The sequence below is a fragment of the Methanocalculus sp. MC3 genome (assembly GCF_054767395.1).
Genome location: NZ_BAABMP010000001.1, coordinates 191260 through 207391 on the forward strand (window position 1 = coordinate 191260; position 16132 = coordinate 207391).

Below are 16132 nucleotides of genomic sequence, written 5' to 3' on the forward strand. Positions count from 1 at the left end.
TACTCCAAGGGCTGGCGGACTCTGGTGTCTGCACCATTCATGGAGCCTAAAAGGAGGGGATGTGGGATTATTCGATTGGATTACCCTTCGATCCCAAGAAACCGGTACAGCGGCTCGATCCCCGGCTCCTCCCCGAGGAAGTCTGTCAGTAGTACCATGCCGTCTGCCATATTGCCCCTCTCAAGAACCGTTTTCCGGTATGCCATTCCGGTTGTCCGGTTGGTCATGCCGTCTTCTTTGAAGCGCTCGACGATATTCATCGCATACACTTTTGACCAGAGATAGCTGTAGTATCCGGCATCGTATCCGCCCATCAGGTGCAGGAAGCTGGCCGGCTTTTGCGTTCCCTCTATTGCGGGTATCCCACGCAGCTCCTGATGCAGCTCTTCATAGATCCGGACGGTGTCAACGGGCCCGTCTGTAGAGTGATAGTTCATATCCTGTAGAGAATTGAGGAGTTGTGAGGAGAATGAATACCCTTTTCCAAAATCTTCCGAGGCGATGACCCTGTCCCGAAGATCCGGTGGGATCTTCTGTTCAGGATCTGTATAATGGCCTGAGATCGATTCCATGATAGCAGGATCGTATATCCACTCTTCGAATGCCTGGGATGGGGTTTCCACAAAGTCCCACTCGACCTCGAACCCTGAGAGTGTGCCATATGGTGCACGGGTGAGGAGATTATGTGTGGCATGGCCCATCTCGTGGAATAATGTCCAGATTTCATCCATTGTTAACAGGGTAGGCTTACCCTCCTGCGGGGGGTTGAAGTTTCCGACTATCGCCGCAGATGGTTGTGCATACCCCTCTTCAGTCATCCTTCCGCTTGTAAGGCCAAAAATGATGAAATGATTGTACTTTCCTTCACGGGGATAGAGATCAAGATAGAGGTGTGCAATTGTAGTTCCATCCGCCTCATCGCTGATTTGGAAGAGCCGGACATCGGGATGCCATACTACTGGATTATTGACTTCCTCAAAGGTTATCCCATAGAGGGATTCATAGATCTCAAACAATCCATTCAGTACCCGGTCAAGGGGGAAGTACTCTTTCACCTCATCCATGCTGTACCCGTACTCTTCGGTTTTGTAGATCTCGGTGAGATAGGTTATATCCCAATGATCGAGCGATTTGGCACCGGGATCAATCCGTTGTTTGATTGAGAGAAGTGTGGCAAATTCAGCTTCCCTCTTCTCCCTGAGGGGTCCTTTAAGATCATTTAAGAATTCCATCACCGAGTCCGCATCTCCTGCCATCCGGCCGTCGATCTGGTAGTCTGCCCAGGTATCATAGCCGAGTTCACGGGCAACCTTCTGGCGAAGCTGGATGGCTTCTTCAAGGAGCGGGATGTTTGTGTCTCCCTGCATGGCATTGTCTGCAGCAAGCATCCGCTTTCGTGTTTCACTCTCATCTGCATAGCTCATTACTGCGATATAATCGGGATAGCTTGTCGTGACGATGTAGTCTCCCGTTTCTGTCCGGCCAAAACCCGCCAGTGCAGATGGGGGGAGGCCGCGGAGTTCTTCTTCTGAGAAGAGAATGGTTGTATTATCACTGTTGAGGTTAGCGTTGTACTCTGCCTCGAGTGCAGCAATCCTGTTTTTCATCCCGATGACCCGCTCAAGCCGTTCGTCGTTGAGGAGGAGCCCCTGCTTCTCGAATCTTCTCAAAGTAACATCACGGAGACGTTTTTCATCTGCTGTCCCGGGTAACGGATCTGCTAAAGCAACATAGAGATCCCGCCGTGCATAGGTCTCTGTTGTGAATATCGATGAGACTTCATAGATGGCCATCCCCTCTTCCCGGACGGTTGCATCGGGATGGACATACCCCATCAATTGCATGGGGTATACTGCATCTGTATAATTGGTGATGATGGTGTCAAAAGCAAGGAAGGTATTCTCAAATGTCCGCTCTTCCTGTGGGATCCGGGCTATTGCATCGAATCTATCTCGTGCCGTGTTTTCTGCCTCTGCATAGAGGAGGGGGATCTCGCCAGGAGCATATTCAGCCTTCATCGGCTGTTCTGTCTGAGTGGCTTGGATCTGGGGCTGTTCGTCACCAAGGCATCCCGCTGATCCCACAAGTGCGAAGAGGATCAGGAGGAGAGAGATAGTAAAGATGAATGTTCCGGGTGATGGGATTGTTCTCATGGTGTTCATTCCGAATTTTCAAGCTGAAGAGATATTTTGCAGAAGAGGAGAAAATATGTTCTGATACCGCTTCTTCCATCAGAGTTCCCACCTCTCTCCCGCACACTCCCCTCTCGTCTATTTTCGGGAAGGCAGAGCCGGATGATTACCTGATTCCGGGGAATAGTTGATTCGGTGATGGATGGAATTTGATCTGAATGAGAAACCCTATCTCTTCATGCAACAGAAATATACAGTATGTTGGAACGTATCTCGACACGTGAGCGCAAGGATCTCGGCATCGCCTGGCTTGCGCTTGCCCTGGCGTTCACCCTTGCTCTCGTCGGCGGATTCTCGGCAACAGGTGTGCATCTTGGAACCGCTGTCCTCTTCTTCCTCCTCTCGCTGATAACGGTCGGGGTGGGCTTTGTGCTCCATGAACTCGCCCACAAGTTTATGGCGATGCGGTATGGGTACTGGGCGGAATTTCAGAAAGATAATCAGATGCTCCTCGTTGCAGTAGCAATTGCCGCTCTTGTCGGGGTTGTCTTTGCCGCACCCGGCGCCACGCTGATCTATGGCCCCACCCTCTCAAAGAAAGAGAATGGAGTGATCTCGGTTGCCGGGCCGGTGACAAATCTCCTGCTTGCAATCCCCTTCGGCTTGCTTGTGATCGGGGGAATGATGTTTGATCTGGGGTGGTTTGTAATCCTCGTTGGCGCAGTCGGTGTGAAGATCAACGCGATGCTCGCTGCCTTCAATATGCTCCCGATCGGCCCGCTTGACGGGAAGAAGGTCCTGGCATGGAACCCGGCGATCTTTATCGTGGTGATTGCAGTCTCGTTTGTGCTCCTGTTCGGGGCGCTGTTTTATCTCTGATTATGCGGGGTTAGGGGTGTGGAGATTTCCCCCTCTTCTTGATTTTATTTAATGGATTTAATTGGTCTAATGATAATGTGGCTGATATAAAAGGCATCTGTCTTCAAATCCAGATCACCTCATCAATAACGACCGGCCGGATTCTGGAGTCGAGTGCATGTTCTGCGATTAGTTCGACGTTTTTGCCAAAAATATCCTCAAGATAAAAAATACATTGCATAAATGTACGAAACCGCTCTTTCTCCTCTTCAAAAGAGACAAGAAGATCTATATCACTCATCTCACCGGCTTCATCCCGTGCATATGATCCAAACAATCCGATCCGTTTAATGCCAAATCGTCTCTGAAGTGTTGGCATCTCTTGTTTCAGCCTGTTTAAAATCTCCCTCTGATGGAGGGATCGGGTTCCCCTCTTTTCGATTATATTCACTGCCTTACCCCCTGCCATGAAGAAATGCGTATTCCATGGTTATGAAATGATCGAGGTTTCCCTCTGGTATTTACACCGGGTATGATTGTGTTCTCTACCGGTTTCTTTGATTACTACTGATCCGTTATTCAACGGTATTGATCAACAACCCAAATGAGATAACTATATTCTCCCGAAGCAATACCAGGAATATAATGAACAAGATCCAGTATGTGTATGACGCCAGCGGCCACAAATAAATGTCATCATTCCAATAGAACTCTGGGAGCAGACACTTCAGTTTCAGAAACCCCGGATCTCACCCTGCAACCCTCAGGAGTACTACGGAATGTACCGTGACATCATCAAAAACCCGGATGAGGTTGCCCGTTCACTTCGTAGAGAATGGAACCACATTTAGTATCGTCACCAATCGATCCACAAAGGGTTATTCTGTTCATCCATGGTTGATTGGTACGTGTGTGCCAGGAATAGAAACATGTATATAAATTTTTGGTACGCTTTTTGATCAATCCGTCTCAATGTTTATATTGGTATATAAATTTTTGGTACATTCTCCGATACTATCGGATCATATAGATGAGATGGTATAGGCTTCTGTTATAATGATCGCTTCGGATTATTACTCCTCTATAATCTCCCACGTACCGCTTCGTGATGAACCGGTACGCCTGATTCTCTTCTCAGCTTTTAATTTGCTAATCTGAGTTTTTATCGCTCTCTCAGTCAACCCGCTCTGTTCTGCCATCTCCTGAATTGTGATTTCCGGGTTTCCCTGAATAAGTGCGATGATCTGCTCCGTGCTCTGTCCAGAACCGCGATCTCCATGCCGATGCACAGTAGCAGTGAAGATGCTCCCCTCCCGGTCATCAGTGAAGTCAATATAGGGCCATTCTTCAAGTACACGCTTTATTCCTGATCCAATTCCGCGATATGGAAGAAGACCTTTGGCGATAAAGGATACGAGGATTGGGTTTCGTATATTGGAGTTTCCGGAACGAATCTTCGCTACTGTCAGGTTGTTTGGCAGATTGCCCGGGCTGATGATCTCAATCCTGTTGTCAAAGATGAATAACCGTATTGGCGCTGTAATAAAGTAATCCCGGTGCACAAGGGCGTTAACCAGCAGTTCCTCGAATACTACTGGCGAGATCTCGGGTACTCCCGGCGCATTGACATTCTGTCCTGCCTGTACCTTATGGATATTTCTCATCACAAAACCCATGGCTCCTTCAAAGATATCAGAGAGCGTTCCGGAAAAATCCTCTGAGTCGATATATTGGCTCACATGGATTGAATTGCCTGGATACCTGATTGCCTTGATAATGAACTGGGGTTTGATCCACTCCGGCCTTTCAGCAAAGAGGAGTACTCCGGCAAGATTCAACATCCCATCATCTGTTGCCAGATTCATGTTCTTTAAGAGGTTTAGCAACTTTTCAGGAGATTCCGGATACGGAAGGTTATAAACATCCCGGAGAAATGCCCGGAATCGAAGTGAATCCAGGTTCCCGATACCCGCTTTTGTCGGCAACTCATCTGCATGAAACTGATCAACGCTCTGAAAAAGGCGGCATAATTCCTCTCTTGAGTTTACCCTCCTTTTGTCAGAACCAACTTTGAGCCAGATAACGCCATTTTTATCAAAGTATGGCTTGTCTCTCCCCTTTGGTATAGTCAATATGATCACAATCCGATCATGACCTATATTGATATTCTCAGTTTGTACCGGGAGTGGACTCCTTACATGTTGTGAAGCGGCATTGCTGATGATCTGGTTAATACGGTTTACATCCCTGAGAGTGAGACCTGGTGCTGATCCATCATCTGCAACACCAATAAGAATAATCCCACCTTCCGAATTTGCAAATGCTGCCATTTCAGCCGCGAGAGAGTCGGCATTGGTTATATCCTGTTTGAACTGACGATGGCTGTCTTCACCGGTTGCAATGATGGCTTTTAGGTCGGAAGGAGTCATTGAACGCTCATACCTTTCGTTTTGTCTGATGTATTGTGGAATCGGATCAATGTGCGTTATTGTACAAGGGGAGAGTACATTACAATTTCCATTGGTTTTTGGGGTATTGAATCTTATTCCCCTTCAGTTTTTGCACTCATCGATTGAAGCTCCCCCATTGCCTTCCTCCCCCTCTTCTTCGCATCCTCAAGCGCTGTCGGGTGGCCCTTGATCCCCTTATACTCGTCCATATTGTTGGCGATGATATTGTCGGTGTATTCAAACCCGATATCATTGAAGAATGCAGTGATTACCGGGTATGCCCCGTCAAAGACATGATCCCAGTTCTGGCCGGCGGTTGAGATGAAGAATCCCTTGTGGCGCCTTATATGATCGTACTCAAAGTAGAGATCCTTCAGGATGAACTTCCTCGCCCAGTAGACCTGCCCCCGGTCGATGAATGCCTTCAGTTCAGCGGTGATCCCCATCGAATAGATCGGGGATGCGAGGGCGACGATGTCCGCTTCCAGGATCTCGTCAAAGAGCGGGGTGATATCATCGGTTAAAACACATTTCCCGGTCTTGTGGCAGGCATTACACCCCTTACATGAGGTGAATTCGAGGTCTCGGAGGATCACCTTCCGGGTCTCTGCACCGGCCTCCTCCGCACCTGCGAGGAATGCATCAAGGAGCGTCTCGGTGTTGCCACCCTTCCTCGGGCTTCCTGAGATCCCAAGGGCGTTCATCGTCTCTCTCCGTTCATATGCTCATCTCTCATCAAAGACGCTCTCCCTTCATCTCCCGCATGGTGGCGATCACGTCATCTGCAAGCGCCACTGCGTCCGCTTCTGCTGTTGGATGATCGTTGATTGCTCCCTTCTCATCGACATTATTCACCATCAGGTACCGGATATCCTTGTTCTTCACATCGATGACATTAAAGAGGCATTTGACAGACGGAATCGCTGCATCAAAGACATAATCCCAGTCCTGTCCCGCCGATGCGAGGAAGATGCCAATCCGCTTCCCTTTCCGTTCAGGCGGCACGATCGGCAGTTTCAGGACATATTTCCGTGATCTGAATACCTGTGCCCGGTCGATGAGGGCCTTTGGCTGTGCCGCAATCCCCATGCAGAAGATCGGCGAGGAGAGGATGATGATATCGGCTTCGATAATTTTTGGCTCAACCCAGACGATATCATCCTTCTGGACACATGCATTCAGCTTCTCACACGCATTGCAGCCTTTACAGGGTGCGATATTGATATCGGCGAGGGCGTGCTTCTCCACTTCCACACCGGGCTGCTTCTCCATCTCTTCGAGCACCCAGTCGAGGAGCGTCTCTGAATTGCCGTGGCGGCGGGGGGAACCGGCGAAGGCGAGGACCTTGATTACCATACCAGAAGATTATCCCCGGTATAGATAAAGGCTCGTCGTTTTCATCCGGCAGAGGTATCTATCTGCTTTGATCGGTGCCCTCGATCCCGTTCACCTGATCCGGACAGGTATCATTTCCCTGATGAAACCGCCTGCATAAACCGATCCCGGATCTCTCCAGGCGAAAGCGGGATATTCGGAACCGCCGAATTGCCGGGCCTGATGATCACGTGGATGAACCGGGGCCCGGCTTTCTTCTCCGATATGGCAGCATCAAGCGCCTCTTCAGTCTGCACCTGCACACAGTTATGGATGCCGGCAGCAGAGGCGACCTGCGCAAGATCAGTGGTGGCATACCCTTGTGTAATCTGGTTCCCGGTGGAGCCGAAGGTGCCGTTGTCAAGGCAGCAGATGGTGAGGTTCTTTGGAGAAAGTGAGGCGATGACGGGAAGGATCGAAGATCCAAGGAGCGAGCCGTCACCGTCGATCACCACCACCTCCCGATCCTGTGCAAGGGCAAGCCCAAGGCCGATCGGGGATGCCTGGGTATAGGAGCCGAGCATGTAGAAGTTCTCAGGGCGGTCGGAAACGGCATGCAGCTCCTTTGAGGGGATGCCGATATTGCTCACACAGAGTGCCCTGCCAAGATGAGGGGCGAGGGTGGTGATTGCATCGTACCGGGTCATCTGCGGCGTATGGATCACTGAACCCGGAATCGAAGGCACTGACCTGTTCCGTTCAGGGAACGACTCTGCCGGGCAGGAGCCGCCATCAAAACAGGATGGGGAGATGAGAGTGACGGTGGGTATGCCCTCGGCAAACGAACGTCGGATCATCTCCTGAAGGCGTGGGAGTTCATCCGGCTCCATGATGGTTGCATATGGGATGCCTGCACCATCAAGTATAGCCGGCAGGCGGGAGTTGAAGGGGATCTGTGCGGGGATCACTTCGTTCTGTATCCCCCGCCAGCTCGCGATGATCGGGAGCGGCAGATGGAAGGTACCGTGGAGTGAGAGGAGGGCATTGAACATATTGCCAAGTCCTGAGCTCTGGATGACAATCGCAGGCCGCCCCCCGGCAAGGTATACGCCGGCTGAGACTCCGACTCCGTCCTCTTCACGGAGGAGGGGAACATGCGGAAAGGCATCTGTTGCCAGGGCACAGAGCGTGCCCGCTTTATCACAGGGGAGGTGGGAGATGAGGGTGATCTCCTCTTCTTTCAGGATTCTGATGATTGCGTCTTCAAACATGGCTCTTCTCCAGAATGCATGCCGGGAGATCTCCCGGGCGGATGGTCTCAACGGGTAATATCTGGTGTTTCTCAGGAACTGCCTTGTATCCGCCGCCGGTGATATTCAGAAGCACACATGCATCCTCTCCGATCCTGCCGCTCTCAACTGCTGCGAGGAGGGCTGCACAGGCGACTGCCGCTGCCGGATCGGGATCGATTCCTTCTGTCTCTTCAAAGAGTCTGCCTGCCGATTCTGCGGCTGCATTCGTGATCCCATACATCCGGCCGCCGCAGGCAGATAGCGCATCAAAGAGGCCGCCCAAAACGGCATATGGTGGTCTCCTGTTCGTCAGGACATCGGCATTGACTGCTGCTATCGCCTCTTCTGCATGTGGCATATCAATCTCCGGAATGATCTCGCGCCGACGTGCCTGCCATGCCGAGACGAGCGGGATGAAGGGGAGGTTCTGGGCGAGATGCAGGCGGGGAAGCCTCCCGCCAAACCGCCCGTCCGCAATCAGCCGGAGCGCTGCCTCCCATGCGGCGATGGCGCCGGTGCCGCTCCCGACCCCCTGTACATAGTGATCTGGGATCTTACCGATAGTAACCGCCGCATCAAGGAAGACGGTGCCCATCCCGTCACGGCGGGCAACATTCTTTGCACCCCCCTCAGGGGTATATCCGGGCATTCCGCTGATCTGATCCGCAATTGCGATTGCATCTGAATAATCTCCATCCACTGCAATCAGGGTGGTATTCCGGGCAGGACTCGTCGTCCAGATCCGGTACAACGCCCGCGTCGGAACGACAAGCAGGACCTGCTGATCCATTGCATCTGCAACCTCGGCAAATGCCCGTCCGGTATTCCCGGCAGACGCAACAACAAGGGTGCCGCCGCCTGTCTCCTTCAGCCGCTGTAGTGTTGGCCAGGCTTCAAGCTCCTTGAAGGAGCAGGTCGGGACATATGCACCCTTAACGGGTGCATAGCCGGTGAAGCCGATCCAGAGATTGGATAGCCCTGCTTCTTTTGCAAACCCGGAAGACTGGAATGTCACAGGTCCCGACTGGGTCTGTGGCACCTGTTGCACAGGGAGCCAGTCTGCATACCGGAAGATGCCTGGCTCATCCCTGATAGCGAGCTGCTTCTCCGGGTAGATCGCACGCAGGAGCCCGTGATGCCCGTCCGGACAGGCAAGTTCACCCTGATCGGGGAATTGCTTCCCGCATACCGGGCACCTGAGCAGGTGGTTCATAATCCCTCCCTGAGGAAGAATGATCCCTCGCGGATCCGATCTGCCAGACGACGGCAGAGCCGCTCTGCCCTGGTGCGGTCAGACTGACGGAGTGTGACCGGAATCTCTCTCTCTCCGATCTGAATTGCTCCGAGATCGATAGAAAAGACTCCTCCCTCACAGGCTGAGGCACAGGCGCCGCAGGCGAGGCAGAGGGAGCGGTTGATGGTATGCCCCTCTCCGATTGCCGCCGCCGGGCAGATTGAATGAGCCATGCAGGGAGTGCAGTCAAGGCACCGATCAGAGTGGATTCTGACACCCCGGTCTGTTCCCCGCCAGATTCTGCCATAATCCGATTCTCCGATCGGCTGGCGGTTGCTGATATCGGCAACAGGGAGTGGGATCTCCTCATCAAGCACCATCAGTCCATCAAGGGATGCAGAATCGAGCACCGGTATTGCAGCGGCAACCGAGGTGAGGCATTCGGGGCCATCTGAAGTGATAAACCCACCCATCATCAGGGGATCCATCCCGTTCATATCTGCTGAACACGCAAGATTCGGCCGCTCCCGGGTCGATCGCGTACCGGTGCCAGTGATGATTCCGTTAACGCCGTTAACAAAAACCGGTGTGCCTGGTGCAAGTGACCTGAGTGAGGGATCGTTTTGTACCGGATTCACCTCCCCGCAACCCGAGACCGATATCTCCCTGCAGGGTCCCCGGAGACCGGTGACCGAGAAGATGGTCGGAAGTACCCCCTCTTCTCTTCTGAGAAATGCGGTATAATTCTTAAATGCCGATCGTGTTGTATGGAGCTTTGCAAAGCCACAATCAGAGATGGTGATATCGTTTGTATACCGCCGCCCGTCTGCCTCCGCCTCAACCTCAATAGTCTTCCCGGCGGCGAGATCAGCAAAGAGGTGGCCGCCGCCATAGCGTTCGTCCCGGTGTGCGGTACCATAGATGATGCAGTCGATGAGGCCGAGCCGTTCATTCGGGCAGGGGCCGGGATAGGCAGGAACGCCGTTTAAAAAGAGTGATTCAGCTTTCCGGAAAGTGCCGGGGGATGCAACAGGCACCGTCAGGACTGCATAAGTCCCCGACATCACCCCGAATGTTCCGCAGGTGACAATATCCACATCCCCGACGGTGAAGGTTTCCCCCTCACGCACCCGTTTCTTGAATTCATCTGCAGGGATGACGGTTGCCTCCCCGCTTCTGATTTTATTGTTGATCTCCTGCGTCGTCTTCACAGTGTTATCCCCTCCACCCTGACCCTGACTCCGTCGCTTGTGGTAATAACCATATTCACCACACCCAGATGAGACAGTCCCATCAGGCAGTATCCGGGCTGGAACCGCTGCCGAAGACCGAATACAGGTTCACGGTTGACAACCTCGGCGATCCCCTCAAATGCATGGACATGATATGCCTTGACATCCAGGCAATCCTCGTTCCGTGCTTCAAGAGGGCTTGTAACATGGCAGGAGATGATTCCGCTCACCGGATCGGCAGCAGTCACCCTGAGTGCATGGGTGATCGGGCATCCCGCCCCGGCAGGCCTCCCGATGACGAGATCTCCCGCCTTGATCTCCCATTTTTCGACGAGATCCGGCCTGAACGGTACAATATCCTTTCTGGTGGACGGCTCACCCGGGAACGGGTGGAGGACAAAGTCATAGGCAAGGCCGAGGATATCGACTCCGGAATAGGATGAATCCTTTCCTTTCACATTCTCCAGGTAGAAGGGGCAGTCCCGGAATGATTTTGCGCCTGCGGCAACAAGTGCGGTAAAGGCGGTGCATGAGGCTGCCCCGCAGAGCCCGCAGTCCTTGCCAGGTGGTTTCCAGGCCATCTATTCACCCCTGAAGAGGGTGTCTGCGCCTTCCAGCCTCCTGACAACCCCGAAATGGTTCTCCCATCCGATCTGCTTCTTTCCGACACAGACCGTACAGACGCCAAGGGGCGGGCTGCCACGGAGCGTGAGTGCCTTTGGATCAGTGATCGGCAGGAGATCGTCGATGATCTTCATCAGGTACCGCATCCCGGTCCCGATGACCGCATTCGTCTCGATGATCTCGACTGCGGGTGCAACATCCCGGATTGCCTCCCTGAAGACCTCCTTCTCTGCCTGTGAGACGAGATCGATCCTGGTGACAACCGCAGCATCGGCAAGAGCGATCATCGGGCTCATCTTATAGGGAGAATGGGTGCCCGAGATCGCAGAGAGGACTGCTATTCCAAGCGACTCGGTGGTATAGGGGGTGCACCTGAGGCAGAGGCCGGCAGATTCGATGATCAGGAATTCGGCTCCCTCCTTCTCTGCCCAGAGCAGGGCATCGGAAAGAACCGTGATCCCGGCATGATCCGGGCAGAGGTCGCCAGAGATGACCTTCCGTGCGGGAATGCCAAACTCACGGGTGATCTCTTCATCCTCGTTTGCATAGATGACATCGATCTTCAGGTACGCAGCAGTTTGTTTTGGGAGATGGGTCAGGATCTGCCGGATAACAGCCGTCTTCCCCGCAGACGGCGGCCCGGCGACGATGATCAGCTTCATGCTGCTGCAACCGTCTCCCTGAGAACCTCCCCTGACCTGAGCCGTTCGCGGAGCGAGGAGAGGTAGAGATCGATCTCGGTGACATGCTTCAGCACAGACTCTTCAGATCCATCCGGCTCAAGGACCGCCTTCACCGCTCCGTTCCCCATCACGATCCTTTTGTCTGACATCAGGGAGACGAGCGGATCATGGGTGACGAAGATGACGGAGGTACCGGATTTCTTCAGGCAGGTGATGACCCTGTCACGGAAGATCCCTGCATTCTCCACCTCATCGAGGAGGATGATTGGTGCGTTTGAGATGATCACTGCATCGGCAACAAGCAGGGATCTCGTCTGGCCGCCGGAGAGGGAGGAGATCCGGCATTCCGGGCGGATAGGCTCACCTGTAAATTCGTTTGCAAGCCGGATCGTCTTCTCGATCAGATCCCCTTCGGTGATCTTCCGTGCACGGAGATGCATGCTCAGGAACTCTGAGACGGTGAGATCCGCAAGGCACTTCGTGGTCTGGGTGATGAGGGCGATCGGCTTGCAGGCAGGATCCCTGACGAACTTTTCGGGCGGTATTTCGCCATCAAGGAGGATCCGCCTGCCGGTTGCGGTATCGCCCTGGGCAAAGACCTCGATATCGTTTATAAAGGCGCTCTTGCCGGATCCGGTCGGGCCGACGATTGCGAGGGTGTCGCCGGGGCGGAGATGGAGTGCCTCAAAGGTTTCGGGGTTGCCATTCCGATCATGGCCGGGGAGGATGGTGATCGTATGCATGATCACTTCTCACTATTGAAGGATGATAATGGTTTTCCTTATTTGAAAATATTATGATCTTAATAGATAATTTATATTATCATATTCTACAATAGTCTAAATTATTCGGGTTTTGTGCAAAAGACTCTCCTTTCTGATCCCGGGATCCAGGCAGCGGGCATCTTTATTAATTATCCTGCTCATAGTTCGGTTCATGCTGGATCGGAACAGGAAGATTGTCCTTGGGATTTTCCTTCTCATCGTTCTTATCATCTCGGGAATTCTGGTGATGATGGCCTTTGAGATCTGCCCGCCGAAAGGGCCATGGAAAGCCCCTCCCTGGTGTGAAAATTATGCTGAGATCCCTCCGATAGCTGCCGGTGAAGCAACAACCGCCGGGTTCTGGGTGTCTGTTCCTTATACGACATCCCCTGATGAGGAGGTCCGTCTGGTTATCGATGGTAAAGCCCCGGTATCGATGGCGCCGGCTGGTGAATATGCATGGGACATATCAGTGCCGGCAGTTGGCCAGGAGTCCTTCTCCTACCATTATACCTCATCTACCGGGAGATCACGCACCTTTGATCGGCAGATTCAGATCCCGAATCACGTCACCTATGATGGCGTATCCGGATGGAGTGAAGAGCCGATAAAGCCTTCATTCCCGCCGGCATTCAGGGCTGGTATCTGGATGCAGGATACCTGGGGGAAGAACTACAACTTCATGATGTTTGAGGATACTCGGAAGAATATTGAGAGCAGCTTTGACCGGCTTGAGCGGATAGGGGTGACAGAAGTTGTCGTCTTTGACTTCTATGATGCTCACTGGGTTAACCAGCCGAATAAGTACGCGTTTGACAGGATGATCCCCCGTGTCTACCAGGATCCGCCCGATGACTGGATCACTTCAACCGAATGGGAGATTGTCCCCGGCACCTTCTGGGACGATCACCGGGACGAGGCAATGAGCCAGGTTGATCTCAACCGGATCGCAGAAGCAGCTCATGCCAGAAATCTCCGTGCCATATGGTCGATGAACTTTGGGTTCACAAGTATCGGAACATATCTTGGTGCGGATTCCATCTGGGAGGCATCTGGTGCGGATTTTGCTGCTCTTGGGGAGGTTGAGCGGACACCCGAATGGATTGATGATTACTTCACAAAATTTGAGGCATTGATGCTCGATCGTGCCGATGCACTCAACAAGGCAGGTTTTGACATGATGCTCATCACCCCGGGCTGGCATAACACGCACTTCTCGCCAGAGGAGGAGCTCGCAAATGCCAGGATGAAACAGATGATTGCAAAGGTGAAGGAGAGGTTCAATGGCGATGTTGCAGTCTCTGTCGATCCTGCCGGTTTCCTTGAGGCAAAAGGGCTTCGTGACGATTGGTCACAGTATGACTACTATCATGATGCGGATGCCATCTTCATCCGAATCTACTCCATCCGGACGGGGCTAGAAACCCTTGCTGAGTTCGAGGAGGCGCTGCCGCCTGAATCATATGATATCACCGATCCGACTGTTGAAGAGATGAAAGCCCTCATCGATCCGCTCCTTGACCTTTTAGAAGCAGAAGCAGAGCGAAAGGACGTCGAAATTTCGCTCTTTTGCTCAATGAGTGCATTCAGCGATGCGGCGGTCACAGATGCCATGACCGTCTTTGCAATGGATCCGACTATGGCGATCGAAGATACCCTCATGGGGCGATACGATCTCCCTGATCCCGACTATGCCCACCAGTCAGATGCCTATGAGGCATGGTGGCAGGCAACAGAAGGAAGGACACGTATTGTTCGATTGATGGGGAGCTATACGTGGGATGATGCGGTGAACGAGCTCTCCCCGGCACGCCTCGATCTTGGATCAAGCATCAGGAACAGGCCTGCAGAAGGTGTCATGCAGAAATGGGCATTCTCTGTCAGGGGATGAATTTACCCCCTCTTCTTTTTCCAAATCGAAATAATCCTAATCCTGATTAGTACTAATCTAAATTAGGTTTCCTTCTTTCCATCTGAAAAGATATGTGCAACCGCCGCCTCGGTCGTCTCCCGGCCTTTCGGCGTCCTTTTCAAAAAACCGATCCTGATCAGGTATGGCTCATACACCTCTTCGATCGTCCTGACCTCCTCTCCGATCGAGATTGCGATCGTCTTCACCCCGACAGGGCCCCCACTGAAGTCACGGGCGACCACGGTGATGATCCTCCGATCCAGATCATCAAGGCCGAGGGGATCGATCCCGAGGATGCCGAGGGCGAGATCTGCTGATTCACGGGATATTGAGCCATCTCCCCGGACCGTTGCATAATCGCGGACCCGCCTGAGAAGCCGGTTTGCGATCCTCGGTGTTCCCCGGCTCCTCTTTGCGATCTCTAGCGCTCCGTCTTCGGAGATTGGGATCTTCAGGATCGCAGCTGATCGTTTCACAATCGAGAGGAGATCGTCCACCTCGTAAAGGTTCAGCCGGAAGATGAGGCCGAACCTATCCCGGAGCGGGGAGCCGAGCAGACCGACCCGTGTCGTTGCCCCAACAAGGGTGAATTGGTCGAGAGGGAGCTGAATCGCCCGTGCCCCCGGTCCCTCGCCGATCATCACATCAATACTATAGTCTTCCATTGCCGGGTAGAGGATCTCCTCGACAACCGGGTTCAGCCGGTGGATCTCGTCGATGAAGAGGAGATCTCCTGAAGATAATGCCGTCAGCTGGGCGGCGAGATCTCCCGGCTTGTCAAGAACGGGTCCTGTTGTGCTCCGTATTGCAGATCCCATCTCACGGGCGATGATCTGGGCGAGTGTCGTCTTCCCAAGGCCGGGAGGTCCCGAGAAGAGGATATGATCGAGGTTTTCGCCCCGGATCTTTGCCGCTTCAATTGCGATCCTGAGCGCCTCCTTAATCTGGGGCTGGCCGACAAACTCGTCAAGCCGGGCCGGCCTGATGGCGGGATCGTCGATCTCATCCTCAAACTTTATCGGGGTGATGATCCGCTCAGTCACGTTCTTCTCTCCTTCATACGCTGGAGTGCAGCTTTAATGATCGCCTGCACACTTCCCGAAGGCAGCCGCTCCATCACCGCCTTCACTGACTCCTCGGCCTCCCGCTCTGAGAATCCAAGAGATACAAGGGCCGACTTCGCATCAGATGCAGGCATATGCCCCTCTTTTTCGATGAATGATCCTCTCCGCTTCTTCATCGTCTCTTTCAGTTCCAGGATCAGCCGCTTTGCACTCTTTGGCCCGATCCCCGATATACTGGTGAGGACACGCTCATCATCGCTGATGATTGCCATGGCAAACTGCTCAAGTGAGATCTGGGAGAGGATGTTGAGTGCAATCTGGGGGCCGATTCCCGAGACATTGATCAGGATCTGGAAGAGTTCCCGCTCGCTCTGCCGGTGGAACCCATACAGGGTGAGGGCGTCCTCCCTGACAACAAGCTGGGTGAAGAGCTTCACTGTTTCTTCGCTCTTTTCTATCTCCCGGAGGGTTGGCTGGCTCACCTGGAGCAGGTAGCCGATCCCGCCGACATCAAGGACGACTGACTTTTCACCCACAGATGAGAGCGTTCCGGTTATGTGTGCGAACATGCTT

Annotated in this window: 15 protein-coding genes; 2 read left to right on the plus strand and 13 right to left on the minus strand. The window is 53.0% G+C overall.

Features of this window, described 5'->3' with window-relative positions; all coding sequences use genetic code 11:
• Positions 1 to 80 precede the first annotated feature (80 nt).
• Positions 81 to 2153: a M3 family metallopeptidase gene (locus ACYUBO_RS00940; RefSeq protein WP_460371669.1), complete on the minus strand. Its 2073-nt coding sequence runs from the start codon at positions 2151 to 2153 to the stop codon at positions 81 to 83.
• A gap of 237 nt (positions 2154 to 2390) precedes the next feature.
• Here ACYUBO_RS00940 and ACYUBO_RS00945 point away from each other — a divergent pair, with 237 nt between their 5' ends.
• The gene (locus ACYUBO_RS00945) at positions 2391 to 3011 is read left to right on the plus strand and encodes a zinc metalloprotease (RefSeq protein WP_460371671.1); all 621 of its coding nucleotides are present in this window, start codon (positions 2391 to 2393) and stop codon (positions 3009 to 3011) included.
• 103 nt (positions 3012 to 3114) lie between these two features.
• Here ACYUBO_RS00945 and ACYUBO_RS00950 read toward each other — a convergent pair whose 3' ends face one another.
• The 10 genes from ACYUBO_RS00950 to ACYUBO_RS00995 all read right to left on the minus strand — a co-directional run bounded on the left by ACYUBO_RS00950 (position 3115) and on the right by ACYUBO_RS00995 (position 12562).
• Positions 3115 to 3459: a nucleotidyltransferase family protein gene (locus tag ACYUBO_RS00950; RefSeq protein ID WP_300332202.1), complete on the minus strand. Its 345-nt coding sequence runs from the start codon at positions 3457 to 3459 to the stop codon at positions 3115 to 3117.
• Between the two features lie 604 nt (positions 3460 to 4063).
• A complete protein-coding gene (locus ACYUBO_RS00955; RefSeq protein WP_460371673.1) occupies positions 4064 to 5419 on the minus strand; it encodes an RNA-binding domain-containing protein in 1356 nt (451 codons plus the stop codon).
• 113 nt (positions 5420 to 5532) lie between these two features.
• The gene (locus tag ACYUBO_RS00960; RefSeq protein ID WP_460371675.1) at positions 5533 to 6144 is read right to left on the minus strand and encodes a flavodoxin family protein; all 612 of its coding nucleotides are present in this window, start codon (positions 6142 to 6144) and stop codon (positions 5533 to 5535) included.
• A gap of 31 nt (positions 6145 to 6175) precedes the next feature.
• Positions 6176 to 6796 (minus strand): flavodoxin family protein, encoded by a 621-nt coding sequence (locus ACYUBO_RS00965; RefSeq protein WP_460371676.1) that lies wholly within the window; start codon positions 6794 to 6796, stop codon positions 6176 to 6178.
• A gap of 110 nt (positions 6797 to 6906) precedes the next feature.
• Complete coding sequence (comE, locus tag ACYUBO_RS00970) at positions 6907 to 8025, minus strand: sulfopyruvate decarboxylase subunit beta (RefSeq protein ID WP_460371677.1); 1119 nt, start codon at positions 8023 to 8025, stop codon at positions 6907 to 6909.
• On the minus strand, positions 8018 to 9259 hold the full coding sequence (locus ACYUBO_RS00975; protein ID WP_460371678.1) for a cysteate synthase: 1242 nt from the start codon (positions 9257 to 9259) through the stop codon (positions 8018 to 8020). Before ACYUBO_RS00975 ends, comE begins: the two co-directional genes overlap by 8 nt.
• Positions 9256 to 10491 (minus strand): methanogenesis marker 16 metalloprotein, encoded by a 1236-nt coding sequence (locus ACYUBO_RS00980; protein ID WP_460371680.1) that lies wholly within the window; start codon positions 10489 to 10491, stop codon positions 9256 to 9258. The genes ACYUBO_RS00975 and ACYUBO_RS00980 overlap by 4 nt, the downstream gene beginning before the upstream one ends.
• Entirely contained in the window at positions 10488 to 11093 is a 606-nt protein-coding gene (locus ACYUBO_RS00985; RefSeq protein ID WP_460371682.1) for a (Fe-S)-binding protein, read from the minus strand. Before ACYUBO_RS00985 ends, ACYUBO_RS00980 begins: the two co-directional genes overlap by 4 nt.
• On the minus strand, positions 11094 to 11798 hold the full coding sequence (locus ACYUBO_RS00990) for a GTP-binding protein (RefSeq protein WP_300330335.1): 705 nt from the start codon (positions 11796 to 11798) through the stop codon (positions 11094 to 11096).
• Positions 11795 to 12562 carry an ATP-binding cassette domain-containing protein gene (locus ACYUBO_RS00995; protein WP_300330332.1) on the minus strand — a complete coding sequence of 256 codons (768 nt, stop codon included), beginning with the start codon at positions 12560 to 12562 and terminating at the stop codon, positions 11795 to 11797. The genes ACYUBO_RS00990 and ACYUBO_RS00995 overlap by 4 nt, the downstream gene beginning before the upstream one ends.
• Positions 12563 to 12755: 193 nt before the next feature.
• Here ACYUBO_RS00995 and ACYUBO_RS01000 point away from each other — a divergent pair, with 193 nt between their 5' ends.
• Positions 12756 to 14474 (plus strand): glycoside hydrolase family 113 protein, encoded by a 1719-nt coding sequence (locus tag ACYUBO_RS01000; protein WP_460371685.1) that lies wholly within the window; start codon positions 12756 to 12758, stop codon positions 14472 to 14474.
• 62 nt (positions 14475 to 14536) lie between these two features.
• Here the strand turns inward: ACYUBO_RS01000 and ruvB are convergent, their stop codons facing one another.
• Together ruvB and ruvA are read right to left on the minus strand one after the other, a co-directional pair.
• On the minus strand, positions 14537 to 15538 hold the full coding sequence (gene ruvB, locus ACYUBO_RS01005) for a Holliday junction branch migration DNA helicase RuvB (protein WP_460371687.1): 1002 nt from the start codon (positions 15536 to 15538) through the stop codon (positions 14537 to 14539).
• On the minus strand, positions 15535 to 16128 hold the full coding sequence (gene ruvA, locus ACYUBO_RS01010) for a Holliday junction branch migration protein RuvA (protein WP_460371689.1): 594 nt from the start codon (positions 16126 to 16128) through the stop codon (positions 15535 to 15537). The genes ruvB and ruvA overlap by 4 nt, the downstream gene beginning before the upstream one ends.
• Positions 16129 to 16132 lie beyond the last annotated feature (4 nt).